Origin of the sequence: Arthrobacter antioxidans, from assembly GCF_023100725.1 — a bacterium.
Taxonomy (GTDB): Bacteria; Actinomycetota; Actinomycetes; order Actinomycetales; family Micrococcaceae; genus Arthrobacter_D; species Arthrobacter_D antioxidans.
Genome location: NZ_CP095501.1, coordinates 1988175 through 2012992 on the forward strand (window position 1 = coordinate 1988175; position 24818 = coordinate 2012992).

Below are 24818 nucleotides of genomic sequence, written 5' to 3' on the forward strand. Positions count from 1 at the left end.
GTGACATCTGCGACCCAAGCCCCCAGCGCCGCCCCGCATCCCGCCCTGAACCGCCCCAACATGGTCTCCGTCGGAACCGTGGTGTGGCTGTCCAGCGAGTTGATGTTCTTCGCCGGCCTCTTTGCCATGTACTTCACCCTGCGCTCCACCTCCGGCGAGCTGTGGGCCATGGAGACCGAGAAGCTGAACGTCCCCTTCGCGCTCGTGAACACCGTCATCCTGGTGTCGAGTTCGTTCAGCTGCCAGTTCGGCGTGTTCGCCGCGGAGCGACTCCAGCCCCGCAGGACGGGCGGCCTCTTCCAGCTCTCACGCTGGGGCATGGTCGAGTGGTTCCTGCTGACCTTCGTCATGGGAGCGATCTTCGTCTCCGTGCAGGCCTACGAGTACGCGGAACTTGTCGCCGAAGGCGTCGCCCTGAGCTCGAACGCCTTCGGGTCGGCCTTCTACATCACCACCGGCTTCCACGGCATCCACGTGGTCGGCGGCCTCGTGGCCTTCCTGCTCATCATCGGACGGGCGTTCATCGCCCGCCAGTTCGGGCACTTCGAAGCCACCTCGGCCATCGTCACGTCCTACTACTGGCACTTCGTCGACGTCGTGTGGATCGGCCTGTTCATCATCATCTACTTCCTTCAGTAACTCCTCCTGTACGCTCTTCTACTAGAGGTAGAATTCATTGAAGAATCTCCGTAGCGCTCGCATCGACAAGGCAGGAACCACCCCGTGAAGGCACTCTCCCAGAGGCGGCGTCACCCACTCGCAGCGTTGGCGCTGCTCCTGATGGCGCTCCTCGTCACCGGCGGAATCTACGCCGCCGCCAGTACCGCCAACGAGGCGCAGGCACAGACCACCACTGCCAGTGCCGACGACATCGAAGAGGGCAGCAAGCTGTTCACGGCGAACTGTGCGTCCTGCCACGGCATGGGCGCCACAGGGTCGGACGCAGCGCCGTCGCTCGTCGGCGTCGGCGCCGCATCCGTCGACTTCCAGGTGGGCACGGGCCGCATGCCGATGCAGATGGACGGCCCCCAGGCGCAGGCGAAGCCGGTCCAGTTCACCGACGAGCAGATCAGCCAGATGGCCGCGTACGTCGCTTCGCTCGGCGCCGGTCCGTCGATTCCTTCCGGGGACATCATCGACTCCTCCGAAGGCGACCCCGCCCACGGTGGCGAGCTGTTCCGCGTGAACTGCGCGATGTGCCACAACGCTGCCGCTGCCGGCGGCGCCCTGACCCGCGGCAAGTACGCGCCGGGCCTCGCCGACGTGAGCGAGAAGCACATCTACGAGGCCATGGTCACCGGCCCGCAGAACATGCCGGTCTTCAGCGACGCCAACGTGAGCCCCGAGGACAAGCAGGACATCATCGCCTTCCTGAAGACGATCGAGGAGCAGGGTTCCCCCGGTGGAGCGGACCTCGGCTCGCTCGGCCCGGTGTCCGAGGGCCTGTTCATCTGGGTGGCAGGCCTCGGCGTCATCATCGCCTTCACCGTGTGGCTCACGTCGCGGTCCTCCTGACCATCCAGGAGCGCCGCGTGAACGAATCAATCACAGACTCGCAGGACCTAATGAAAGATAAGAGGGATCATGGCCGACTCTAGCCACGGCGCTCCCGGAAGCTCGGTCACCGTTGCTGCGCCCGGGCGGGCGCTGGACGAGTTCGAGAACCCGGGGCTCCCGCCCCACCGCCCGCGCCTCGCTGATCGCGATCCGCGCGCGGAGAAGCGTGCCGAACGCCAGGTCGCCCTGCTGTTCTTCATCTCCGTCCTCGGGACGCTGCTGTTCTTCGCGGGATACTTCCTCGTGGAGCTCGATGAGACCATCGCGCAGTTGCGCCTCCAGAACCTGCTGCTCGGCCTCGGGACCGCCTTCGCGATGCTGGGCATCGGCGTCGGGATCGTCCACTGGGCCAAGACGCTCATGCCGGACCACGAGGTCACGGAGGAACGCCACGAGATCCGTCCGGAGCAGGACCGCCGGGACGCCGAGAAGATCGTCAACGACATCCTCGACGAGTCCGGCATCAAGCGCCGTCCCCTCATCCGCAACACCCTCCTCGGGGCTGCCCTGCTCGCTCCGCTGCCGGCGATCGTCATCTTCCGTGACCTGGGCCCCCTGCCCGGCAACGTGCTGAAGCAGACCATGTGGGATGCCGGCGTCCGGCTGACCCGGGACCCGAGCGGTACCCCCATCCGTGCTTCGGACGTGACCATCGGTTCGGCGTTCCACGTCATCCCCGAGGGACTCAACGAGGTCGAGAACAAGCTCGAGGAGAAGGCCAAGGCCGTCGTCCTGCTCATGCGCCTCGACCCCGAGGAGCTCAACCCCTCCCCCGAGCGTGAGGAATGGGCGTACGAGGGCATCGTCGCGTACTCCAAGATCTGCACGCACGTCGGCTGTCCGGTAGCACTGTACGAGCAGCAGACGCACCACCTCCTGTGCCCGTGCCACCAGTCCACCTTCGACCTCGAGCAGGAGTGCAAGGTGATCTTCGGACCGGCTGCACGTCCCCTGCCGCAGCTACCCATCGGAGTCGACGACCAGGGATACCTCGTTGCGACGAGCGATTTCCAAGAACCCGTAGGACCTAGTTTCTGGGAGCGAGGCTGACATGAGCAGTTCAACTGTGACGCAACCGTACGTGCCGAAGACGCGCGTGGGTAAGGTCACCGACTACGTCGACTCGCGGGTCGGCGGCTCCGGGATCGTGAAGGAGTTCGGCCGGAAGATCTTTCCCGACCACTGGACCTTCATGTTCGGCGAGGTGGCGCTGTACACCTTCGTCATCCTGCTGATCTCCGGGACATTCCTCACCTTCTTCTACGATCCCTCGATGGCCGAGACGCACTACGAGGGCAGCTACCTGCCCCTCCGCGGTGTCGAGATGTCCGTCGCCTACGCGTCCTCCCTGGATATCTCCTTCGATATCCGCGGCGGTCTGTTCATGCGGCAGATCCACCACTGGGCCGCACTCCTGTTCGTGGCCTCCGTGGCCGTGCACATGCTCCGGGTCTTCTTCACCGGCGCCTTCCGCCGCCCCCGTGAGTTCAACTGGGTCGTGGGCTGCACCCTCCTGATCCTGAGCCTTGCCGCCGGCTTCACCGGCTACTCGCTCCCCGACGACCTGCTCTCCGGCAACGGACTGCGCATCATCGACGGCGTCATGAAGGCCATCCCGGTGGTCGGTACCTACCTGAGCTTCTTCCTCTTCGGCGGCGAGTTCCCGGGGACCATGATCATCGGCCGCCTGTATGTCCTGCACATCCTGCTGATCCCCGCGGTGATCCTGCTCCTGATCGGTATCCACCTGTTCATGGTCGTGCTGCACAAGCACTCGCAGTTCCCCGGCCCCGGCCGGACCAACACGAATGTGGTCGGCTACCCCGTGGGCCCCGTGTACGCCGCGAAGGCCGGTGGGTTCTTCTTCATCGTGTTCGGTGTCCTGGCAGCCATTGCGGCCGCCTTCACCATCAACCCGATCTGGAACTACGGTCCGTACGACCCGTCACCCGTATCCGCCGGAACCCAGCCCGACTGGTACATCGGTTGGGTCGACGGCGCGCTGCGGCTGATGCCGGGGACGCTCGGGGACAATTTCACCTTCGAGTTCCTGCTTCCCTTCCCCTGGGGCGTCAACACGCTCTCGCTGAACGTCCTCATTCCCGCCCTGGTCCCCGCGATCATCGTGTTCACCGCGATGTTCGCCTGGCCGTGGATCGAGTCCTGGGTGACGAAGGACAAGCGTGAGCACCACCTGCTCGACCGTCCCCGCAACGCACCGACCCGCACCGCGGTCGGCGTCGCAGGAGTCACGTTCTACTGCGTCATGTGGGCGGCTGCGAGCTCCGACCTCATCGCCACGCACTTCATGGTGTCGCTGAACGATGTCACCTACTGGCTGCGCTTCCTCGTGATCTTCGGTCCGATCCTCGCCTTCATGGCGTCGCGCCGGATCTCCCTGGCCCTGCAGCGCAAGGATCGGGAGATCGCACTCCACGGCCGCGAGACCGGACGCATCGTGCGCCTGCCGCACGGCGAGTTCATCGAGGTCCACGAGCCGGTCGACGACTACAGCCGCTACAAGCTGGTTGCGTTCGAGTCACCCGAGGTCACCGTGCCGAGGCCGGACGAGAACGGCAAGATCTCGCTCCTGGACAAGGCCCACGGCCGAGTCTCCCGCTTCTTCTTCGAGGACCGCGTCGCGCCCGTGACGCCGAAGGAGCTCGAGGCGTCGCACGGCGATCACCATGATGAGGTCGCCGGAGCGAAGGACCGCGAGTCCATCGCCAGCCACTAGGGACCATATCCCCGCACGCTGAAAGGAGGGGCCCGGACGAGTAATCGTCCGGGCCCCTCCTTTTTGCCCTGCCCGGTCCGGGTACGCGGCCCGCTGCCGGCCGCGGTCCGGTGACGACCCTGGGGCACCTCCTGCTGCGGGGTGCTGCCCGCGCGGGCCCCGAAGGGCCCCAGGGGCTATCGGAGCCGATTGGCGCTGTAGGCGCGGGGCGTGCGGATGCCGGGGCGCTGCAGGGGCACCCACAGCTTGTACCGGTCGGCGCGATAGTAGGAGACGGAGTAGTCGACCATGCTGCGGGCCACGTACGCGTGCCGCTGGATCTTCAGCAGGGGCGCGCTCATCTCCACGTTGAGCAGGCGCGCGATCGACGGTGAAGCGGCAGTTGCCTCGATGGTGTCCTCCCCCCACTCCATGACCAGGCCGTACCGCTCACTCAGCACGTTGTAGAGCGACGTCGGAGGAGGATCGTCGAGGATTCCGGGCACGCAGTGGGCGGGGATGAAATTCTCGTCGACGCTCATGGGCTCACCGTCGGCGAGGAGCTGGCGTCGGAAACGCACCACGGGTTGGCCCAGCTCTATCTGGAGTTCCCTCGCGACAAGGGGCGAGGCCCCCTGCTGTTCGAAGCTGAGGACCCGTGCGTCGGGGACCATCCCCCGGCGGATCATCTCCTCGGTGTAGGACGTCATCTTCATGTGCAGGTCCATCTTGCTGCGCGCGACGAAGGTCCCGAGCCCCACGATGCGCTCCAGCACGTCCTCCGCCACGAGGGCGTCGATCGCGTGCCGGACCGTCATCCTGGCGACGCCGTAGTAGCTGCCCAGCTGCCGCTCGGACGGTATCCCGGCTCCGGGCTCACCGAACTGACGGATGTAGCGGCGCAGGCTCTCGCGTAGCTGGACGTGCTTCGGTGTTGCCGATGCGTCGTCGAGCGGTTCGGCGTCGAAGCGTCGCGGTACCACGGCCATGGATTCCCTCTCCTGTGATCGGGGCGTCGGACGACACTGCCTCTGTGTGACCGTACGACTGTACGATGCCGGACACACGAAAGGGAGCCCGCACGTGGCGGACTCCCTCTGCGTCGGATGAGCGGGTGGATCAGTGGGCGTGGTACCCACGGCTGTACTCGTAGACCCAGCCGATCAGGGCGATCGCTGCGAGCCCCATGCCGATGTAGAGGATCCAGAAGCCGACCGCCAGCCCGGCGAAGCTGGTGGCGGCGGCCAGGCCGAGCACCAGGGGCCACCAGCTCCAGGGGCTGAAGTGCCCCTGCTCGCCGGAACCCTCATGGATCTCCGCATCGAGGCGGTCCTCGGGGCGGTCACCGACGCGCTTGCCGGTGAAGCCGAGGTAGAAACCGATCATCCCGGAGAGGCCGGCCGTGAGGTAGAGGGCGAGGAACCCGACCGGTTCCATCCACTCCACCAGGAACCCGTACACCGTGCCCACCAGCAGGAAGAACGGCGTCAGGTAGGTGAAGAGCTTCGTCTCGATCCTCATGCGTCGGCGTCCTTTCGGTCAGCGGCACCCATGAAGCTGGCGGCGCTGTCATCGGGCGTGTGCGTCTGCTGCAGCTCGGGGTGGTGCAGGTCGAGCGCGGGGCGCTCGGACCGGATGCGCGGCAGGGAGGTGAAGTTGTGTCGCGGCGGCGGGCAGGACGTCGCCCACTCGAGGGAGGCGCCGAAGCCCCACGGGTCGTCGACCTCCACCTTCTTGCCGGTCCGCCAGGTGATGTACACGTTCCAGAAGAACGGGATCAGCGACGCGCCGAGTACGAAGGACCCGATGGTGGAGAACTGGTTCATCGCGGTGAAGCCGTCTTCGGGCAGGTAGTCCGCGTAACGGCGGGGCATGCCCTCGACGCCGAGCCAGTGCTGGATGAGGAAGGTGGCGTGGAAGCCGAGGAACAGCATCCAGAAGTGGATCTTGCCGAGGCGCTCGTTGAGCATCTTGCCCGTGAACTTCGGCCACCAGAAGTAGAAGCCGGCGAACATCGCGAACACCACGGTCCCGAAGACCACGTAGTGGAAGTGGGCGACGACGAAGTAGGTGTCGGAGACGTGGAAGTCCAGCGGCGGCGAGGCCAGGATGATGCCGGTGAGGCCTCCGAAGAGGAACGTCACCAGGAAGCCGAGGCTCCAGAGCATCGGGGTCTCGAAGGTGATCGAGCCGCGCCACATGGTGCCGATCCAGTTGAAGAACTTCACGCCGGTGGGGACTGCGATGAGCATGGTCATGAAGGCGAAGAACGGCAGGAGCACGGCTCCGGTGACGTACATGTGGTGGGCCCAGACGGTCACGGACAGGGCTGCGATGGCGATGGTCGCGTAGACGATGCCCTTGTAGCCGAAGATCGGCTTGCGGCTGAAGACCGGGAAGATCTCGGAGACGATGCCGAAGAACGGCAGCGCGATGATGTAGACCTCGGGGTGGCCGAAGAACCAGAAGAGGTGCTGCCAGAGGATGGCCCCACCGGCTTCCGGATCGAAGATGTGGGCGCCGAAGCGGCGGTCGGCGCCGAGCGCGAACAGTGCCGCGGCCAGCGGCGGGAAGGCCATCAGGACCAGGATCGCCGTGATCAGGGTGTTCCAGGTGAAGATGGGCATGCGCCACATCGTCATGCCCGGGGCGCGCATGCAGATGATCGTGGTGATGAAGTTGACGGCACCGAGGATGGTACCGAACCCGGAGAGCGCGAGCCCGAAGACCCACAGGTCCCCACCCACGCCCGGTGAGAACGTCGTGCTGGACAGCGGCGCATACGCGAACCAGCCGAACGACGCAGCGCCCTGCGGGGTGATGAAGCCGGAGACGGCGATGGTGCTGCCGAAGAGGAAGAACCAGAAGGCCAGGGCGTTCAGCCGCGGGAAGGCGACGTCGGGGGCGCCGATCTGCAGGGGCATGATCACGTTCGCGAAGCCCGCGAACAGCGGGGTGGCGAACATCAGGAGCATCACGGTGCCGTGCATCGTGAACAGCTGGTTGTACTGCTCCTTCGTCTGCAGGACCTGCATGCCGGGCTCGAACAGCTCCGCCCGGATGATCAGGGCCATCACGCCGGCGAAGCAGAAGAACACGAACGAGGCGATCAGGTACATGTACCCGATGGTCTTGTGGTCGGTGGAGGTGATCCAGTTGACGACGATGCGTCCCTTGGACCTCGGAACCACACGCGGAGCCGCGACGGTGCCGGCTTCCTCAAGGGTGTATTCGAAGGTGGACATCAGCTGCTGCTCCTGGCTGGGTCGGTATCGGGATCGTCCTCGGGGTAGGAGTCGCGGTCGTAGTCGTCGCCGAGCTGACCGTCCTCCAGCTGCTCCATCTGTGCGTCGAACTCCTCCTGCGAGACGACCTCCACGTTGAAGAGCATCTCGGAGTGGTATTGGCCGCACAGCTCCGCACACTTGCCGACGAACACACCCTCCTTCGTCGGAGTGAGGTTGATGTAGTTGGTGCGGCCCGGGTACAGGTCGCGCTTCATCAGGAATCCGGGGACGAAGAACGAGTGCTGCACGTCGCGTGCATTGAGCTGGAACTCGACGCTCCGGTTCACGGGGAGGTACAGCGTCGGGAGGTTCTCCGGCACGCCCTCCTCACCGTTCAGGTTGCCCTGGACGCCCGCCGAGTACTTGTCCTGCTTGACGTAGTTGAAGTCCCACGACCACTGCTTGCCGCGGACGTCCACGATGACGTCGGGATCCTCGACGCGCGCGTCGATGGTCGCGATGTCGCGCTCCGTGAAGTAGAAGAACACGAGCACCATGAACAGCGGGATGGTCAAGTAGAAGATCTCGAGCGGCAGGTTGTAGCTGATCTGCCGGGGGTAGCCGGTGTCGTTCTTGCGGCGACGGTACGCGACCATGCACCAGATGATCAGGCCCCACGTGATGATGCCGACGACCATGGCCGCGATCCACGAGTTGACCCACAGATCGGTGATGGCGCCGGTGTGGTTGGTGTTGTTCCGGTCTGCCGGAAGCCATCCATTTTGGGCTTCTGCTGAACAGCCGGTCAGTAGGAGGGCGCCGGCCAGCGAGATGCTGGAGATCTTCGTGATCCTGACGCGCTTGCTACCGGTTCGGTCCTGCGAACTCACAGACGGACCTTCCTTTTCTACGTGCGTTGCCACCCGCCCGTGAAGCGGCCCGGGGTGCACATCCAGTTTTACTACTCACTGTAGAGCTTACCCGGAAGACCCGCGATCCGGTGACACGCAAAAGGCCCGGAACACACCTCGTCGGTGACGTTCCGGGCCCTGCCGGCGTGCTAGTGGAAGGAGTCCCCGCAGGCGCAGGATCCGCCCGCATTGGGGTTGTCGATGGTGAACCCCTGCTTCGAGATGGTGTCCTCGAAGTCGATCGATGCTCCCGACAGGTACGGGACGCTCATCTTGTCCACGATGACCTCGACGCCGTCGAAGTCGCGGACGGCGTCGCCGTCGAGGACCCGCTCGTCGAAGTACAACTGGTAGATCAGGCCCGAGCAGCCGCCGGGCTGGACCGCGACGCGCAACCGGAGGTCGGTCCGGCCTTCCTGCTCGAGGAGGCTGCGCACCTTTCCTGCCGCGACGTCGGACAGGTTGACCTCGTGGGCGGTGAGTTCCGCGGCATCCTGGCCGGATCCGGTCTCGGTGGTCGATGTGCTCATGGTGTATCTCCTCGCTCGGACCTCACCGTGGTGTGTCCGCTCTCAGTGCCGTCCGCGGTATGGCGCGCACGGCTTTCCTTCATCGTACGCCGGGCCCGCACCAGTGATAACGGACGGCGGGGCTGAAACATTTCCGCCCCGCCGTCCCGTTCGCACTTCAGCCGCGGGTGAGTCCGCCGTCGTTGATGCGGGCGAGGAGGATCGCCTCGGCCAGGACCGCCTTCCGGAACTCGTCGAGGTGCAGTGATTCGTTCGCGCTGTGCGCGCGGGAGTCGGGGTCCTCCACACCGGTGATGAGGATCTGGGCGGACGGGAAGAGCTCGGTGAGGTCGGCGATGAAGGGGATGGAGCCGCCCATGCCCGCCTCCACGGGCCGCACGCCCCAGGCCTCCTCGAGCGCCGACAGCGCGAGCCGGGAGGCGGGTTCCGTGGTGTCGGTCCGGAAGGGACTCCCCGTCTCCCCCGGCGTGAACGTCACCCGGGCGCCGAACGGCGCGTGGGCTGCGACGTGGGACCGGACGGCGTCCATCGCGGCCAGAGGGTCCTGTCCGGGGGCGAGGCGCAGGCTGAACTTGGCGCGGGCACGGGGAAGGAGCGTGTTCGAGGACAGCGCGACCGACGGGATGTCCATGCCGATGATGGACAGCGCGGGCTTGTGCCACAGGCGCGAGGCGATGGACCCGGTGCCGGCGAGGCGTACGCCGTCGAGCACGGAGGCATCCGCCCGGAAGTCGTCCTCGTCGTAGTCCACGGTTGCGTGGTCCCCGCCGTGCAGTCCCGCGATGGCGACGTCGCCGGCGTCGTCGTGCAGTGTGGCGATCAGCCGGGACAGGAGCGTCGGGGCGTCCAGCACGGGGCCGCCGAACATGCCCGAGTGGACGGCGTGGTCGAGGACCTGCACCTCGATGGTGCCGTCCACGAGTCCCCGCAGGCTCGTCGTCAGGGCGGGCACGCCCACCTTCCAGTTGCTGGAGTCCGCGACCACGATGACGTCGGCCTGGAGGTCGTCCCGATAGGTCTCGAGGAAGGACCGGAAGGTCGGCGAACCGGCTTCCTCCTCCCCCTCGATGAACAGGGTCACGCCGACACCGAACGCGTCGCCGAGCACCTCGGTCAGGGCCCCGAAGGCGCCGATGTGCGCCATGATGCCCGCCTTGTCGTCGGCCGCGCCGCGGCCGTACAGCCGGCCGTTGCGCTCCGTCGCGACGAACGGCTCGGACTCCCAGAGCGCCGGGTCCCCGGGCGGCTGCACGTCGTGGTGGGCGTAGAGGAGGACGGTCGGCTGCCCGTCGGCCGCGGCGCGGCGGGCGACGACGGCGGGACCGCCCGGCGTGCCGTCGTTGTCGACGCGCAGGATGCGGACGTCGTCGATCCCCACGCCGCGGATCAGGTCCGCGACCGCCTCGGCGCTGCGGTCGAGCTCGTGGGCGTCGAATGCGTCCCAGGCGATGCCCTGGATGGCGACGAGGCTCGAGAGCTGCTCGACGATACGGGGGAAGGACGCGTCGACACTGGCGCGGAGGTCGTCGCCGACACGCGACGGATCGTACGGACGGTCGATCGAGGGGTTCACGGAAGTCATGCCAGAACCCTACACACGCCGCACTCCGGAGGCCGGAGGCCGCGCACCGGCGCGACCCGGTGGGTGGGGTCCGGTCTCCCGGCGGCGTGGACCCGGTATCCTGAAGGGGTGTTCGGACGAAACAAAGAAGCCCCCTCTGCCCAGGAAGCCGTTGACAGCGCTTCACGCACCCCCGAGGCGCAGCGCGCGCAGGGCAAGGGCGCTCCCACGCCCAAGCGCAGCGTGCAGCAGGCCGCCCGCAAGCGGCCCCTCGTGCCCAACGACCGCAAGGCGGCGCGCGACCAGAGCCGCACCACGGTGAGGGACGAGCGCGCGAAGATGCGGCGGGCGCTCGACACCGACGACGAACGCTACCTCCCGCTGCGCGACAAGGGCCCGAACCGCCGGTACATCCGCCAGTTCGTCGACGCCCGCGTCAACATCGGCGAGTTCCTCATGATCGCCGCCCTCGTGTTCGTGATCCTGAGCTTCTTCCAGTCCCTCGCGGTGCAGAGCGCCGTGCTGATGGCGTTCTGGGTCCTGATCGTCGCGGTGATCCTGGACTGCGTCCTGCTGCGCCGGAAGCTGAGGAAGAAGCTGAACGAGAAGTTCGGCTCCCCCAACCAGGGCGACCTCTGGTACGGCATCACCCGTGCCCTGCAGCTCCGGCGCCTCCGCCTGCCCAAGCCGCAGGTCCGCCGGGGCCAGTACCCCGACTGACCCGTCCGCTCGTTCCCGGCACCGGTCCAGGTGCTCCGAGCGTCGAAGGAGCCGGGCCCGAGGGCCCGGCTCCTTCGCGTCGACCCGCCGCTCAGGCGGCCGGGGTACGCCGGGACCGCAGGAGCCCGCGGTTGATGCGGTACGCCCAGAACGGCCCCTCGTAGAGGAAGCCCGTGTAGCCCTGGACGAGGGTGGCGCCGGCATCGAGCCGCTCGAGGACGTCCTCGGGCGTCTCGATGCCGCCGACGGCGATGATGGCCAGCTGATCCCCGACCGCCGACCGCAGCCGTGTGAGGACCTCCAGTGCGCGGGCCTTCAGCGGTGCTCCGCTCAGTCCGCCGACCCCCTTCGCCATGACGTCCTCGGGATCCGTGACGAGGTTCTCGCGCGTGATGGTGGTGTTGGTGGCGACGATGCCGTCCAGACCCAGGGCGAGGGCGAGGGCGCCGACGTCGTCGATGTCCTGATCGGTCAGGTCCGGCGCGATCTTGACCAGGAGCGGCACGTGCCGGCCCGCCGCGGCGTCCGCGGTACGGCGGACGGCTTCGAGGAGCGGGCGGAGCGACTCGACGCTCTGGAGCAGCCGGAGGCCCGGGGTGTTCGGGGAGGACACGTTGACCACGAGGTAGTCCGCGACGGCCGCCAGCTGCTCGGCGCTGACGAGGTAGTCGGCGACTGCGTCGACGAGGTCCACCTTCTTGGTCTTGCCGATGTTGACGCCGACCACGGGTCGTGGTCGTGACAGGTAACGGCGTGCCAGCCTGCGGCGCGCCGACCGGAGGCGGGGAGCGACGGCGGCTGCGCCGTCGTTGTTGAAGCCCATCCGGTTGATCACGGCCCGGTCCTCGACGAGCCGGAACAGGCGCGGCGCGGGGTTGCCCGGCTGGGCCTGGCCCGTGATGGTGCCGATCTCCACGTGGCCGAACCCCAGCGCGGTGAGGGCGAGCACCCCCTTGCCGCCCTTGTCGAAGCCCGCGGCGAGCCCGAACGGTGAGGGGAACTCGACACCGAAGGCGGTCGTGGCGAGGCTCGGGTCGGGTGCGCAGAAACGGCGCAGCGCCCAGCCGACCGGCGTGAGGTCGACCGCCCGGATCAGGCCGAAGCCGATGCGGTGGGCCCTTTCGGCGTCCATCCCGGAGAAGACGATCCGGAAGAAGGTCGGGTAGAAGCGCATGCCACCAGAATTCCACGCTCCCGCGGCGGGCACCAATCGGACGGGACCGGCCATGGGCGTCGGGAGGCGTGCGCCGGTAGGGTCGGGGCATGGACGAGAGCTGGTCGGAGGACATCCTCGGGGATCCCTTCCGTGCCCTGACCCTCCCGCTGGAATCCGACGACGAGGGCCCACGGGTGGCGACCCTGGTGGCCTACGAGCCGGACACTCCCCCGGATGCCGGCGGTGAGGCGCCGGGACCCGCCCGGGCCGTCCTCTACGTCCACGGGTTCAGCGACTACTTCTTCCACACGGAGCTCGCCGAAGCGCTCGCCGCGAAGGGCTGGGCGTTCTTCGCGCTGGACCTCCACAAGTACGGCCGCAGCCTGCTGCCGGGCCAGACTCCCGGCTTCGCGGTGTCCCTCGAGGAGTACGACACCGACATCGAGGCGGCACTGGCCGCGCTGCGGGCGCGGCTGGCGGCGCGCAGGGGGACGGCGACCGATCCGGAGGTGGTGCTCATGGCGCACTCGACGGGCGGGCTCACGGCGACGCTGTGGGCGGCGCGCCATCCGGGGCGGATCGCGGCCCTCGTCCTCAACAGTCCGTGGCTCGATACCCAGGGCAGTGCCCTCCTGCGCAGCGCCGCACAGGGCATCCTCGACACCCTCTCGCGCCGTCGGCCCAAGGCGCGCCTGCGCCTTCCCGCACTGGGGTTCTACTTCAGGAGCATCAGCGACACGCTCGACGGCGAATGGCCGATCGACCCGGCGTGGCGGCCGGAGACGGGATTCCCCATCCGGGCCGGGTGGCTCGCGGCCGTCCTCGCCGGCCATGCAGCCCTGTCCCGCGGCGTGACGGTCGACGTGCCCGTCCTCGTCCTGTGTTCCGCGGCGTCCTCGATCAGCGCCACCTGGAGCGAGTCGATGCTGGAGTCCGACAGCATCCTCGATGTGGTGCCGATGGTGCGCCGTGCGGCGGAACTCGGGCACCATGTCACCATCCGGCGCCTGCCCGGCGCCCTGCACGATGTCTTCCTGTCCCGACCAGGGGTCCGCGACGCGGCGGTCCGTGCGGCCACCGCGTGGATGGACGCGCAGGTCCCGGCGCGGTCCCGGCCGCCGGTCTCCCGGTCGGCCCCGTCCCGGCCCGGTCCGCCGCCCCGCTAGGAGGACACCCGGTCCGCCGTCTGGTCCACCGCTCCCCCGTACCGGCGGTCGCGGGAGGCGTACTCCTCGATGGCGCGCCACAGGGTGCGGCGATCGACGTCCGGCCACAGGGTGTCCATGAAGACCATCTCGGCGTAGGCGGACTGCCACAGCATGAAGTTGGACAACCGCTGCTCGCCGGAGGTGCGCAGGAACAGGTCCACGTCGGGGAGGTCCGGTTCGTCGAGGTAGCGCTGCACGGTCTTCTCGCTGACCGAGGAGGCCTTGAGGGTGCCGGCCGCGACGTCCTCGGCGATGGCCCGCGCGGCGTCGGCGATCTCCGCGCGCCCACCGTAGTTGACGCACATCGTCAGGGTGCAGGTCGTGTTGTCGACGGTGTACCGCTCGGCGTCCTCCAGCTCCCGGATGACCGACTGCCAGAGCTTCGGCCGGCGTCCCGACCAGCGGATCCGGACCCCCCACTGGTCGAGCTGGTCGCGCTGGCGCCTCAGCACGTCCTTGTTGAACCCCATCAGGAACCGCACTTCCTCCGGGGACCGCTTCCAGTTCTCCGTGCTGAAGGCGTACACGGAGACGTGCCGGACGCCGATCTCGATCGCCCCGGCCATGACGTCGAGCAGGGCCGCTTCACCGGCCCGGTGCCCCTCGGTGCGGGGCAGGCCGCGCTCGTTGGCCCAGCGGCCGTTGCCGTCCATCACGATCGCGACGTGCCGGGGGACGAACTGGCGCGGGATGGACGGGGCCTGCTCGCCGCTCGGGTGGGGCCAGGGCGCTGCGGGTCGGGCGGGGTTGTTCATACACGCTCCACGTGTTTGAGGGAGGCGACCCCGCGTTCGAGGTGCCACTGGAGGTAAGCGGCCACCAGGCCGGCGGCCTCACGCCGCGCACCGGTCTCCGAGGCATCCGCGACCGTCCAGTCGCCCGTGAGCAGCGCCCCGAGCAGTTCCATGGTCGCGGACGACGGCGACGCCGAGCCGGGCGGCCGGCAGACCGGGCAGACCGCGCCACCGAGCGGCGCGGAGAAGGCGGAGTGGGGGCCGGGCGCACCGCAGCGGGCGCACGCCGTGAAGCTCGGGGCCCACCCCGCCGTCGCCAGCGCGCGCAGCAGGTAGGAATCGAGGATGAGCTCCGAGGCGTGCAGGTCGCGGCTGAGGGCGGAGAACGCCCCGGCGACGAGCGCGTACTGCGCTCCCCCGGCCTCGCCGATGTCCGTGAGGCGCTCGGCGGTCTCGGCGATGGCGGTCGCGGCGGTGTACCGGCCGTAGTCGGAGGCGATGCCGTGACCGTAGGCACCCTTGGTCTGCGCCTGCGTGACCACGTCGAGGTTCCGCCCGTGCGCGAGCAGGAGATCCACGGCCATGAACGGCTCCAGGCGCGAACCGAACTTGCTGCTGGTCCGGCGCACACCCTTGGCGACGGCACGGACCTGCCCGTGCTCACGGGTCAGCAGGACGATGATGCGATCCGCCTCACCGAGCTTGTAGGTGCGCAGCACGACGCCCTCGGTGCGGTAGGTGCGGGATGCTGACGAGGAAGGCACTGGACCATTCTCCCACCTGCCACCCCCGCCGGACCGCTCGGAGCGGCACGGCGGGGGTGGCGGGCCGGGGGTCGGCGGGGCTCAGACGGCGTCGCGGATGGCCCGGTTGACCGCCGAGACGACGGCCTTGAGCGCGGCCATGGTGGTGTTCGCGTCGATACCGACGCCCCAGAGCACCCGTTCGCCGACGGCGCACTCCACGTACGCGGCGGCGCGCGCGTTGCCGCCGGAGGACAGGGCGTGCTCGGTGTAGTCGAGGACACGGACGTCCACGCCGTCCTGGCCGAGGATGGTGAGCAGGGCATCGATCGGGCCGTTGCCCTGGGCCGCCTTCCGCTGCTGCAGGCCGTCCACCAGGAGCGTCATGACCAGCTTGAACGAGCCGTCCTCGGCCGTATCCGTGTTGACGGAGGTGAGTTCGTAGTGGCCCCAGGCCTCCGCGCCGCCCTCGGTGCGCGTGGGCAGGTACTCGTCCTGGAAGACCGACCACAGCTGGGCACCGCTGACCTCGCCACCCTGGGTCTCCGTACGGCGCTGGATGACGCCGGAGAACTCGATCTGCGCGCGGCGCGGCAGGTCGAGGCTGTGCTCGTGCTTGAGCAGGTACGCCACACCGCCCTTGCCGGACTGCGAGTTCACCCGGATGACGGCCTCGTAGGACCGGCCGATGTCCTTCGGGTCGATCGGCAGGTACGGGACGGCCCACGGGAGGTCGTCGACACCGACGCCGGCCGCCGCGGCGTCGCGCTCCATGCTCTCGAAGCCCTTCTTGATGGCGTCCTGGTGGGAGCCGGAGAAGGCGGTGAAGACGAGGTCCCCACCGTAGGGGGAACGCTCGGGCACGCTGAGCTGGTTGCAGTACTCTGCGGTGCGGCGGATCGAGTCCATGTCGGAGAAGTCGATCTCCGGGTCGATCCCCTGGCTGAAGAGGTTCATCCCGAGCGTCACCAGGTCCACGTTGCCGGTCCGCTCGCCGTTGCCGAAGAGGCATCCCTCGATGCGGTCGGCGCCGGCCAGGTAGCCGAGCTCCGCCGCGGCCACCCCGGTGCCGCGATCGTTGTGGGGGTGCAGCGACAGGATGATGCTGTCCCGGTCCGTGAGGTTGCGGCTCATCCACTCGATGGAGTCCGCGTACACGTTCGGCGTCGCCATCTCGACGGTGGCCGGCAGGTTGAGGATCATCTGCCGGTCGGCGGAGGCCTCGAACACGGCCGACACCTCGTTGCTGATGCGGGCGGCGAATTCGAGCTCCGTCCCCGTGAACGATTCCGGGGAGTACTCGTAGGTGATCGCCGTGCTGCCCATGTTCTCCTCGAACTTGCGGCACAGCCGGGCGCCCTGGAGGGCGAGGTCGATGATGCCGTCCTGGTCCTGGTCGAACACGACGCGCCGCTGCAGCACGGACGTCGAGTTGTAGAGGTGCACGATCGCGCGGTCCGCCCCCTCGAGGGACGCGTAGGTCCGCTCGATCAGGTGTTCACGCGACTGCGTCAGGACCTGGATGGTGACGTCGTCGGGGATGCGGTCGCCTTCGACGAGCTGGCGGACGAAGTCGAAGTCGGTCTGCGACGCCGACGGGAAGCCCACCTCGATCTCCTTGAAGCCCATCCGGACGAGGAGGTCGAACATCTTGTGCTTGCGCTCGGGGTTCATCGGGTCGATCAGGGCCTGGTTGCCGTCCCGGAGGTCGACGGCGCACCAGCGGGGCGCCGTCGTGATGACGCGGTCCGGCCACGTCCGGTCGGGGAGCTCGACGGTGATCTGGTCCTGGAAGGGACGGTACTTGCCGAACGGCATACCGGAGGTCTTCTGTGCGTTTCGCATGGGGGGATCGGCCTTGTCTATGGGAACTGAGTGTGCCGGCGGCCGGGCGACGCGAACACCGCGGCGAGGGGTGGCCAATGGCTCTGAGTCCTAGATGGCCTCGCCGCGGCACCGAAGAAGAGTTCTCTGTGCACGCACATTTCCACGATAGCACGGCACATAGGATGGCTTCCGGGGGCGCTCGGACGAGTGCAGGCCCCGGAAGCACCACGAGGAATCAGGAAGCCACCATGACGATCAGCACCTTCGATCCGACCACTCTCGACACGACGATCCGGCCCCAGGACGACCTCTTCCGGCACGCGAACGGCGTGTGGCTGAGGGACACGGCCATTCCCGACGACCGAGCGCTCACGGGCTCGTTCACCGGCCTGCGCGATGCCTCCGAGCTCGCCGTGCGGACCATCATCGAGGAGGCCGCGGCGGAGGCGGCCGGCGGTTCCACCGACGGGCTCGACACGAAGATCGGCACCCTGTACGCGGACTTCATGGACACGGCACGCATCGAGGCCGCAGGGGCCGCGCCGATCAGGCCCCTGCTCGACCGCATCAGGGCGGTAACCACGGTCGAGGACCTCGTGGACCTCAGCGCCGGCCTCACCCGCTCGGGCATCCAGGGCTTCGTGGCGCCGTACGTGAGCAACGATGCCGGCAACCCCGAGCGCTACCTGCTGCACCTGTACCAGTCGGGCCTAGGCCTGCCCGACGAGTCCTACTACCGCGAGGAGGGCTTCGCCGAGACGCGCGACAGGTACCGGGAGCTCCTCGCGCGGCTCTTCGACCTCGCCGGGACGGCCGACCCGGCCGGCGCAGCGGCCCGTGTCCTCGCACTCGAGACGCGCCTCGCGGCGTCGTCGATGGGGTCCGTGGAGCGCAGGGACCCGCAGAAGACGTACAACCTGGTGCAGCACGACGCCGTCGCCGGGCTCTCGGACCATCTCGTCCCATGGCTGCGCATCGTCACCGACACCCCGGACCAGGCCGCGGAGCTCGTGGTCAACCAGCCCGGGTTCGTGCGCGGGCTCGACGGCGCGCTGCGCTCCGAGGACCTCGGCACCTGGCGGGAGTGGCTCGAGAGCCGGGTCCTGCTGCATGCGTCCGACTACCTGGACGAGCGGTTCGTCGACGCCGCCTTCGCGTTCTACGGCACGCACCTCGCGGGCACTCCCCGCATCAAGGACCGCTGGAAGCGCGGCGTCGCCCTGGTCGAGGGTGCGGTGGGCGAGGCGATCGGGCAGCGGTACGTCGAACGGCATTTCCCGGCCACGCACAAGGCCGCCATGCTCGACCTCGTCGGCAACCTCATCGCGGCGTACGAAGCGAGCATCACGTCCCTGGCGTGGATGACGGACGAGACCCGGGAGCGCGCCCTCGAGAAGCTGTCCCAGTTCACGACGAAGATCGGCTACCCGGAGACGTGGATCGACTACGGCCCGCTCGAGGTGCAGGCGTCCGACCTCCACGGCAACGTGCTGCGCGCCGCCGAGTTCGAACACCGCCGGCAGCTCGACAGGCTGGGTGGACCGATCGACCGGGGCACCTGGCTCATGACGCCGCAGACCGTCAATGCCTATTACATGCCCACCATGAACGAGATCGTCTTCCCGGCGGCCATCCTCCAGCCGCCCTTCTTCGACATCGAGGCCGACGACGCCGTCAACTACGGCGCGATCGGCGCGGTCATCGGCCACGAGATCGGTCACGGGTTCGACGACAAGGGGTCCCAGTTCGACGGCACCGGGCGCCTGCGGAACTGGTGGAGCGAGACGGACAGGACCGCCTTCGACGCGCTGACCGGGCGCCTCGTCGCCCAGTATGCCGCGCTGGAACCGTCCGAGGTGGCCGGACAGACCGTGAACGGCGAGCTCACCCTCGGCGAGAACATCGGCGACCTCGGCGGGCTCGGCATCAGCTACCGGGCCTACCTGCTGAGCCTCGGCGGCGCGGAGGCTCCGGTGATCGACGGGCTGACAGGGACCCAGCGTTTCTTCCTCTCCTGGGCCACGTGCTGGCAGCAGAAGATCCGACCGGAGGAGGCGAAGCGGCGGCTGACCGTCGACCCGCACTCCCCCAACGAGTTCCGCTGCAATCAGGTGGTCCGCAACCTGGACGAGTTCCATGCGGCGTTCGGCCTCGGCGCGGAGGACCGGCTGTGGCTGGAGCCCGAGGACCGCGTGCGCATCTGGTAGGCCGCGTCGCCGACAGGCCGGCCCCCCGTCTCAGGACGCGGGGGCCGGCCTGCGTCCCGGGACCCCTCCTAGAGGCCCGACGACGCCTGGCAGGTCACCTCGTCGGCCGTCTGGCCCTCCAGCGCGCTGCCGAGCGGCGGCACGACGACCCTGGAGCCGGTGGCCAGGTCCGCCCCGACGAGCAGCTGGACGCCGGCCGCCGACTCGTCGAGCGTGACCCGGCTCTGCGGCACACCGAACCGGTCGGCGACATCCGCGGCGGCCGCCTCGTACCCGGAACTGAAATAGACCTGTGACATCTCCGCCGGCACGGACGCGAAGGGCACGGCCTGCGTGTATCCGTCGGTGACGAGCAGCTCCTGCAGCTCGGCCGCCCGCTCAGGGTCCGAGGTGGCATTCACGACGAGGACGGGGACCGTCCCGGGTTCGGCCGCCGGGGCCTCGGGGGTGGCGGACGCGGCGGGCGCCTGCGTGGCGGGAGCTGCCGTCGCCGACGGTTCGGGCTCGTCCTCGGTGAGGCCGCGGTCCTCGCGCAGGGCGTCGAAGAGCGGCGCGGCCGCATCCTCGTCGAGCACCAGGCGGTTGGGATCCTCGACCCACTGCTCGGTGGGGACCGTCACGAAGGCGATGTTGCCGAGGTCGACGTCCTTCATGCGGTCCGCGATCTTCAGCAGCTCCGTGGGTCGCGACAGGTCTTCGTCCACCGTGAGGTTGCGCGTGACCGTGTCGGCGATCGAGTAGAGCCTGGGCAGGTTGGTCAGGGTGCCTTCGGCGCGCACCTTGCGCGCCATGGACGCCAGGAACGACTGCTGCGCCGCGATGCGCCCCGTATCGCCGCCATCGCCGAAGCTGTGGCGCGTCCGCAGGAAGGCCAGCGCCTGGTCACCCTCGACCTCGCTGGTCCCCGCGGGCAGGGTCAGACCGGAATACTCGTCGTCGACGGGTTCCTCGACGCAGACCTCGACGCCGCCGAGGGTGGAGGACAGCTCCTTGACCGCGTTGAAGTCCGCCATCATGAAGTGGTCGATCGACAGTCCGGTGAGGTTGTTGATCGCCGCGACCGTGCACCCGGGCCCTCCCTCACCGAGCGCGCCGTTCAGCTGGCCCAGGTCCATCGCCTGGGAGGCCTCGCCGGTCTCGGGGTTCACGCAGCTGGGCAGGGGAACGAGCAGGTCGCGGGGGAAGGAGACGACGGTGACGTCCTCCCGGTCGGCCGAGAGCGTCAGGAGCATCATGACGTCCGAGTTGCCGTCCCCGGCCGAATCGTCCTCGCTGCCGAAGAACTCCCCCGCGTTGCCTGTGCGCGTGTCCGTGCCGAGGACGAGGATCTGGAGCGGATCGGTGCGGGAGTCCACGGGGAGCGCCGTTTCCCCGTTCTCGCCCAGGTTCAGCGGGGAGGTCGCGACGTTCGCCTGCAGGCGGAACACCTGGACCGCGACGAACGCCACGGCGGCGACGAGGACGGTGGCCATGACCATGGCGGCGATCACGAGCCCCCGGTGCCGGCCCCCGCGGCCGAGATGCCGTCCTGCCGGGGCCGCATCGCCGTGCGCATCGGTGGTGACTGCCGCAGCGGCGTCGCCGGCGTTCTGCGCGCCATCACTGGACGGTCGGCGGGTCATGCCCGGGCTCCTTCGGGTGGTCGGACGTGGATACTGCCGGCGGCATCGGGGACGGCGCGTCGGTACCCGGTGGCGGGTGAGGACGTGGGGCGACCGGCTGGGCGGCTGGTGGGCGTGTCCCGGCGGTCCAACGAACGGTGCCGGGAAGTAGTGCCTGCTAGAACCCTAGCTTGACCAGCTGCTTGGGGTCGCGCTGCCAGTCCTTGGCCACCTTGACGTGGAGGTCGAGGTAGATGCGGGTGCCGAGCAGGGCCTCGATGCCCCGGCGTGCGTTCGTCCCCACGTCCCGGAGCCGCGCCCCGCCCTTGCCGATGATGATGGCCTTCTGGGAAGGACGTTCGACATACAGGTTCACATGGACGTCGAGCATCGGATTGTCCTCGCTGCGCCCCTCCCTCGGGATCATCTCCTCCACCACGACGGCGAGGGAGTGCGGGAGCTCGTCACGGACGCCCTCCAGGGCGGCTTCGCGGACCAGCTCGGCCACCATGACGGCCTCCGGTTCATCCGTGAGCTGCCCGTCGGGGTACAGGACGGGAGATTCCGGCATGTGCCTGCTGAAGACCTCGGCGACGGTGGCCACCTGGAAACCGTCCGCGGCGGAGACGGGCACGATGTCGGCCCACCCGTCCTCACCCGCCACCTCGGTGCCGAGCCTCGCGACGGCCAGGAGCTGCTCCGTGAGGGCCTGCCGGTCCACGAGGTCGGTCTTGGTGACCACCGCGATCAGGGGCTTGCGGTTCAGCCGGGCGAGCTGCTCGGCGATGAAGCGGTCCCCGGGGCCGATCTTCTCGTTCGCGGGCAGGCAGAACCCGACGGCGTCCACCTCGGAGAGGGTGTCGGCGACGAGGTCGTTGAGCCGCTGGCCCAGCAGGGTGCGGGGGCGGTGGAGCCCGGGGGTGTCGACGAGGACGATCTGCGAGTCCTCGCGGTTCACGATGCCCCGGATGGTGTGGCGTGTGGTCTGCGGCTTGGCCGACGTGATGGCGACCTTCTGCCCCACGAGGGCGTTCGTCAGGGTCGACTTGCCCGCGTTCGGCCGTCCGACGAGCGAGACGAATCCTGCCCTGTGCTTAGCGTCGCTCATTGTCAGCCTCTATCGTCTCTCGTTCGTCGTGCGCTGCATGCCCTGTCGGCAGGCGGTAGGTGATCACGTGGGAGACCCTGTTGCGGCGGCCCTCCACGCGTTCGGCCCGCAGGCCGATACCGTCAATTGTGACCTCTGATCCGACGATCGGCACCCTGCCCAGGGTCTTGGCCAGCAGGCCGCCGACCGTGTCCACCTCCTCGTCGTCGAGGTCGAGACCGAACAGCTCCCCGAGGTCGTCGATCCCCATGCGGGCGCTCACCCGATACTCGCCGCCGGCGAGCTGTTCCTGCTCCGGTACCTCGGAGTCGTACTCGTCCACGATCTCGCCGACGATCTCCTCGATGAGGTCCTCGAGCGTGACGAGGCCCGCCGTGCCACCGTATTCGTCGATGACGATGGCCACATGGGTCGACTCGCGCTGGAGCTCCCGGAGCAGGTCGCCGACCGGCTTCGACTCCGGGACGTACCGTGCGGGCCGGCATTCGGCGTCGACGGGGCGGGCCAGGTTCGACGCCGGCCGGCCGTGGAGGCTCGCCACGACGTCCTTCAGGTACAGGAGCCCGCGGATGTCGTCCGAGCTCTCGCCGATGACGGGGATGCGGGAGTAGCCCGAGCGGAGGAAGAGGGACATGGCCTGGCTGAGCGTCGAGCCGGACTCGATCGTGACCATGTCGGTGCGCGGGACCATGACCGAGCGGACCTTGGTGTCGCCGAGTTCGAACACCGAGTGGATCAGCTCCGCCTCGTTGTCCTCGATCATCTCGGCGTCGGAGGCGCGGGAGAGGAGCTCACGGAACTCCTCCTGCGTGAAGAACGCTGCCTCGTCGCGCGCTGCGCCCGGCGTGATGGAGCTGCCGATGCGCACGAGCCACCGCGGAATCGGGCCGAGGACCGTGCACAGGAAGGACACGAGTCCTGCGGTCAGGCGGACCACGCCGGGAGCGTGGGTGCGCCCGAGCTGCCGGGGCGACACGCCCACGATCACGAAGCCGACGCCGGCCATCACCGCGGTGGCGAGGAGGCCGGCCAGCCAGACGCTGTCGAGGAGGTCGTGGAAGAGGATCGCGACGGCGACGGCCCCGGCCATCTCGAACCACACCCGCCAGAACCGGAGCGCGTGCATATGGGCGACGGGCGCATCGAGGATGCGCCGGATCGAGTGCGTCCGGGACTCGGCCACGAGGGCCTCGCCCTCCTGGCGCGGCAGGTAGCTGAAGGCCGCCTCGGCGGCCGTGACGAGGGCGGCCGTGAGGGCGAAGAGCAATCCCATCAGCGCGAGGAGCCAGATGGTCAAGCGCGCGTCTCCTGGGGGGCGTCCCCGCCGAGGAAGTCGGAGAGGAGCTGGCGCTGCAGGCCGAACATCTCCTTCTCGTCCTCGGGCTCCGCGTGGTCGTACCCGAGGAGGTGGAGGACCCCGTGCGTGGTCAGCAGCAGCAGCTCGTCCTTCGTGCCGTGCCCTGCGGCGGCGCCCTGGGATGCCGCGACGTCCGGGCACAGGACGATGTCGCCGAGGAGACCGGCAGGTGTCACGCGGCCGGGCGTTCCCGGCCGCAGCTCGTCCATGGGGAAGGAGAGCACGTCGGTGGGACCGGGCTCGTCCATCCACTCGATGTGCAGCCTCTCCATCGCGGCGGTGTCCACGAGGATGATCGACAGTTCGGCCTCGGGGTGGACGAAGAGCGATTCGAGCAGGAAGTTCGCCAGGCGGACGAGGGAGGCCTCATCGACGTCGTGCCCGGATTCGTTGTTGACCTCGACGCTCATCGGGCGGCCGCCGGCCGACCGGTACGGGCCTGCGCGGCACGCTGGGTCTCGTCCCAGTCGCCGTAGGCGCTCACGATGTCCCCGACGAGGCGGTGCCGCACGACATCGGTGGCGTCGAGCTCGCTGAAGTACACGTCGTCGACGTCGCGGAGGATCTCGCTGACGACGCGCAGGCCCGAGCTCGTGCCGCTGGGCAGGTCGACCTGCGTGACATCGCCCGTCACGACCATCTTCGAGCCGAAGCCGAGGCGCGTGAGGAACATCTTCATCTGCTCGGGGGTGGTGTTCTGGGCCTCGTCCAGAATGATGAACGCGTCATTGAGCGTCCGGCCGCGCATGTAGGCCAGCGGGGCCACCTCGATCGTCCCGGCCGCCATCAGGCGCGGGATGGAATCGGGATCCATCATGTCGTGCAGGGCGTCGTACAGGGGGCGCAGGTACGGGTCGATCTTGTCGTTGAGTGTGCCGGGCAGGAAGCCCAGGCGCTCCCCCGCCTCGACGGCGGGCCGGGTCAGGATGATCCGGTTGACTTCCTTGTGCTGCAGCGCCTGCACGGCCTTGGCCATTGCGAGGTAGGTCTTGCCGGTACCCGCCGGGCCGATGCCGAACACGATGGTGTTGCGGTCGATCGCGTCGACGTACGTGCTCTGGTTGAGGGTCTTGGGGCGGATCGTCCTGCCGCGCGAGGAGAGGATGTTGACGGACAGCACCTCCGCCGGACGGGCCGCGCTCTGCGTCTTCAGCATGGTGACCAGCTGCTCCAGCACCTGGGGCGAGACGGGCGCGTTGTTGGCGGCCATGGAGCGGACCTCGGCGACGAGCCGCTCGGTCCGTAGCACGTCGGCCGAGGGGCCGGTGATGGTCAGCTCGTTGCCGCGGGCGTGGAGGCCCACGCCGGGGAAGGACTCCTCGATCAGCCGCAGCGCCTCGTCGTTGGATCCCAGCGCCTGCACCATCTGCTCCGTCGAGTCGAAGAGGAACACCCTGGTGTCGAGTCCTGCCGCGTTGATGCCTGTTGAAGTTTCGCTCATACCTCGGCCGTCCGGCCTTCGATCGCCCCTCATCCGAATTCTCGTACTGGTGGTGTTGTCCCGCATCCGCCCATGAGGCAGGGATGTCAATGGTACGCCATCCCGCCTGTCCCGGCCCTTTCGTCAACACGCCCAGCGGGGCCTTGATTCCCCGGAATCGGCCGGAACGCAAGCGATTTCTCGGACCCCCGTCCCCGCTCTCCGTGCGTCGCGG

Annotated in this window: 22 protein-coding genes; 7 read left to right on the forward strand and 15 right to left on the reverse strand. The window is 68.6% G+C overall.

Annotated elements, in window-relative coordinates; all coding sequences use genetic code 11:
* The 4 genes from ctaE (at nt 1) to qcrB (ending at nt 4294) form a co-directional block, all read left to right on the forward strand.
* On the forward strand, nt 1-639 hold the full coding sequence (gene ctaE / locus MWM45_RS09115) for an aa3-type cytochrome oxidase subunit III (protein WP_247826183.1): 639 nt from the start codon (nt 1-3) through the stop codon (nt 637-639).
* Between the two features lie 84 nt (nt 640-723).
* Nucleotides 724-1515: a cytochrome bc1 complex diheme cytochrome c subunit gene (qcrC, locus tag MWM45_RS09120; RefSeq protein ID WP_247826184.1), complete on the forward strand. Its 792-nt coding sequence runs from the start codon at nt 724-726 to the stop codon at nt 1513-1515.
* 69 nt (nt 1516-1584) lie between these two features.
* Nucleotides 1585-2607 carry a cytochrome bc1 complex Rieske iron-sulfur subunit gene (gene qcrA / locus MWM45_RS09125; RefSeq protein ID WP_247826185.1) on the forward strand — a complete coding sequence of 341 codons (1023 nt, stop codon included), beginning with the start codon at nt 1585-1587 and terminating at the stop codon, nt 2605-2607.
* A 1-nt stretch (nt 2608) separates the two neighbouring features.
* The gene (qcrB, locus tag MWM45_RS09130) at nt 2609-4294 is read left to right on the forward strand and encodes a cytochrome bc1 complex cytochrome b subunit (protein ID WP_247826186.1); all 1686 of its coding nucleotides are present in this window, start codon (nt 2609-2611) and stop codon (nt 4292-4294) included.
* 176 nt (nt 4295-4470) lie between these two features.
* On the opposite strand, the gene MWM45_RS09135 is transcribed toward qcrB, so the two are convergent.
* The 6 genes from MWM45_RS09135 to MWM45_RS09160 form a co-directional block, all read right to left on the reverse strand.
* A complete protein-coding gene (locus tag MWM45_RS09135; RefSeq protein WP_247826187.1) occupies nt 4471-5262 on the reverse strand; it encodes a GntR family transcriptional regulator in 792 nt (263 codons plus the stop codon).
* A gap of 130 nt (nt 5263-5392) precedes the next feature.
* The gene (locus tag MWM45_RS09140) at nt 5393-5794 is read right to left on the reverse strand and encodes a cytochrome c oxidase subunit 4 (protein WP_247826188.1); all 402 of its coding nucleotides are present in this window, start codon (nt 5792-5794) and stop codon (nt 5393-5395) included.
* Nucleotides 5791-7518 carry an aa3-type cytochrome oxidase subunit I gene (ctaD, locus tag MWM45_RS09145; RefSeq protein WP_043445431.1) on the reverse strand — a complete coding sequence of 576 codons (1728 nt, stop codon included), beginning with the start codon at nt 7516-7518 and terminating at the stop codon, nt 5791-5793. The genes MWM45_RS09140 and ctaD overlap by 4 nt, the downstream gene beginning before the upstream one ends.
* The gene (ctaC, locus tag MWM45_RS09150; RefSeq protein ID WP_043445433.1) at nt 7518-8390 is read right to left on the reverse strand and encodes an aa3-type cytochrome oxidase subunit II; all 873 of its coding nucleotides are present in this window, start codon (nt 8388-8390) and stop codon (nt 7518-7520) included. The genes ctaD and ctaC overlap by 1 nt, the downstream gene beginning before the upstream one ends.
* A 170-nt stretch (nt 8391-8560) precedes the next feature.
* Nucleotides 8561-8941, reverse strand: a complete 381-nt coding sequence (locus MWM45_RS09155; protein WP_247826189.1) for a HesB/IscA family protein — start codon at nt 8939-8941, stop codon at nt 8561-8563.
* Between the two features lie 157 nt (nt 8942-9098).
* Nucleotides 9099-10523, reverse strand: coding sequence for a dipeptidase (locus MWM45_RS09160; protein WP_247826190.1), 1425 nt, complete (start codon nt 10521-10523; stop codon nt 9099-9101).
* Between the two features lie 108 nt (nt 10524-10631).
* Between MWM45_RS09160 and MWM45_RS09165 the strand changes: the two genes are divergently transcribed.
* Nucleotides 10632-11222: a DUF3043 domain-containing protein gene (locus MWM45_RS09165; RefSeq protein WP_247826191.1), complete on the forward strand. Its 591-nt coding sequence runs from the start codon at nt 10632-10634 to the stop codon at nt 11220-11222.
* A 91-nt stretch (nt 11223-11313) separates the two neighbouring features.
* On the opposite strand, the gene MWM45_RS09170 is transcribed toward MWM45_RS09165, so the two are convergent.
* Nucleotides 11314-12396 carry a quinone-dependent dihydroorotate dehydrogenase gene (locus MWM45_RS09170; protein ID WP_247826192.1) on the reverse strand — a complete coding sequence of 361 codons (1083 nt, stop codon included), beginning with the start codon at nt 12394-12396 and terminating at the stop codon, nt 11314-11316.
* 89 nt (nt 12397-12485) lie between these two features.
* Between MWM45_RS09170 and MWM45_RS09175 the strand changes: the two genes are divergently transcribed.
* On the forward strand, nt 12486-13544 hold the full coding sequence (locus MWM45_RS09175; RefSeq protein ID WP_247826193.1) for an alpha/beta hydrolase: 1059 nt from the start codon (nt 12486-12488) through the stop codon (nt 13542-13544).
* Here the strand turns inward: MWM45_RS09175 and MWM45_RS09180 are convergent.
* The 3 genes from MWM45_RS09180 to leuA form a co-directional block, all read right to left on the reverse strand.
* Complete coding sequence (locus MWM45_RS09180; protein ID WP_247826194.1) at nt 13541-14341, reverse strand: isoprenyl transferase; 801 nt, start codon at nt 14339-14341, stop codon at nt 13541-13543. The genes MWM45_RS09175 and MWM45_RS09180 overlap by 4 nt on opposite strands.
* Nucleotides 14338-15084, reverse strand: coding sequence for a DNA repair protein RecO (gene recO / locus MWM45_RS09185; RefSeq protein WP_247826195.1), 747 nt, complete (start codon nt 15082-15084; stop codon nt 14338-14340). Before recO ends, MWM45_RS09180 begins: the two co-directional genes overlap by 4 nt.
* Nucleotides 15085-15165: 81 nt before the next feature.
* Nucleotides 15166-16908: a 2-isopropylmalate synthase gene (leuA, locus tag MWM45_RS09190; RefSeq protein WP_247826196.1), complete on the reverse strand. Its 1743-nt coding sequence runs from the start codon at nt 16906-16908 to the stop codon at nt 15166-15168.
* A gap of 230 nt (nt 16909-17138) precedes the next feature.
* Between leuA and MWM45_RS09195 the strand changes: the two genes are divergently transcribed.
* The gene (locus tag MWM45_RS09195; protein WP_247826197.1) at nt 17139-19097 is read left to right on the forward strand and encodes a M13 family metallopeptidase; all 1959 of its coding nucleotides are present in this window, start codon (nt 17139-17141) and stop codon (nt 19095-19097) included.
* A gap of 68 nt (nt 19098-19165) precedes the next feature.
* On the opposite strand, the gene MWM45_RS09200 is transcribed toward MWM45_RS09195, so the two are convergent.
* The 5 genes from MWM45_RS09200 to MWM45_RS09220 form a co-directional block, all read right to left on the reverse strand.
* Nucleotides 19166-20719: an LCP family protein gene (locus MWM45_RS09200; RefSeq protein ID WP_247826198.1), complete on the reverse strand. Its 1554-nt coding sequence runs from the start codon at nt 20717-20719 to the stop codon at nt 19166-19168.
* Nucleotides 20720-20876: 157 nt separating this feature from the next.
* Nucleotides 20877-21806: a GTPase Era gene (gene era, locus MWM45_RS09205; RefSeq protein ID WP_247826199.1), complete on the reverse strand. Its 930-nt coding sequence runs from the start codon at nt 21804-21806 to the stop codon at nt 20877-20879.
* Entirely contained in the window at nt 21793-23103 is a 1311-nt protein-coding gene (locus MWM45_RS09210; RefSeq protein WP_247826200.1) for a hemolysin family protein, read from the reverse strand. The genes era and MWM45_RS09210 overlap by 14 nt, the downstream gene beginning before the upstream one ends.
* Nucleotides 23100-23573: an rRNA maturation RNase YbeY gene (ybeY, locus tag MWM45_RS09215; protein WP_247826201.1), complete on the reverse strand. Its 474-nt coding sequence runs from the start codon at nt 23571-23573 to the stop codon at nt 23100-23102. Before ybeY ends, MWM45_RS09210 begins: the two co-directional genes overlap by 4 nt.
* Complete coding sequence (locus tag MWM45_RS09220) at nt 23570-24604, reverse strand: PhoH family protein (protein ID WP_052274310.1); 1035 nt, start codon at nt 24602-24604, stop codon at nt 23570-23572. The genes ybeY and MWM45_RS09220 overlap by 4 nt, the downstream gene beginning before the upstream one ends.
* Nucleotides 24605-24818: the final 214 nt, after the last annotated feature.

Bases quoted from the DNA above. Each gene is read 5' to 3' on its own strand.
- qcrA (WP_247826185.1), top strand. From the start codon at position 1,585: ATGGCCGACTCTAGCCACGGCGCTCCCGGAAGCTCGGTCACCGTTGCT.
- qcrB (WP_247826186.1), top strand. From the start codon at position 2,609: ATGAGCAGTTCAACTGTGACGCAACCGTACGTGCCGAAGACGCGCGTG.
- MWM45_RS09135 (WP_247826187.1), bottom strand. From the start codon at position 5,262: ATGGCCGTGGTACCGCGACGCTTCGACGCCGAACCGCTCGACGACGCA.
- MWM45_RS09140 (WP_247826188.1), bottom strand. From the start codon at position 5,794: ATGAGGATCGAGACGAAGCTCTTCACCTACCTGACGCCGTTCTTCCTG.
- ctaD (WP_043445431.1), bottom strand. From the start codon at position 7,518: ATGTCCACCTTCGAATACACCCTTGAGGAAGCCGGCACCGTCGCGGCT.
- MWM45_RS09155 (WP_247826189.1), bottom strand. From the start codon at position 8,941: ATGAGCACATCGACCACCGAGACCGGATCCGGCCAGGATGCCGCGGAA.
- MWM45_RS09160 (WP_247826190.1), bottom strand. From the start codon at position 10,523: ATGACTTCCGTGAACCCCTCGATCGACCGTCCGTACGATCCGTCGCGT.
- MWM45_RS09170 (WP_247826192.1), bottom strand. From the start codon at position 12,396: ATGCGCTTCTACCCGACCTTCTTCCGGATCGTCTTCTCCGGGATGGAC.
- MWM45_RS09175 (WP_247826193.1), top strand. From the start codon at position 12,486: ATGGACGAGAGCTGGTCGGAGGACATCCTCGGGGATCCCTTCCGTGCC.
- MWM45_RS09180 (WP_247826194.1), bottom strand. From the start codon at position 14,341: ATGAACAACCCCGCCCGACCCGCAGCGCCCTGGCCCCACCCGAGCGGC.
- leuA (WP_247826196.1), bottom strand. From the start codon at position 16,908: ATGCGAAACGCACAGAAGACCTCCGGTATGCCGTTCGGCAAGTACCGT.
- MWM45_RS09195 (WP_247826197.1), top strand. From the start codon at position 17,139: ATGACGATCAGCACCTTCGATCCGACCACTCTCGACACGACGATCCGG.
- MWM45_RS09200 (WP_247826198.1), bottom strand. From the start codon at position 20,719: ATGACCCGCCGACCGTCCAGTGATGGCGCGCAGAACGCCGGCGACGCC.
- era (WP_247826199.1), bottom strand. From the start codon at position 21,806: ATGAGCGACGCTAAGCACAGGGCAGGATTCGTCTCGCTCGTCGGACGG.
- ybeY (WP_247826201.1), bottom strand. From the start codon at position 23,573: ATGAGCGTCGAGGTCAACAACGAATCCGGGCACGACGTCGATGAGGCC.
- MWM45_RS09220 (WP_052274310.1), bottom strand. From the start codon at position 24,604: ATGAGCGAAACTTCAACAGGCATCAACGCGGCAGGACTCGACACCAGG.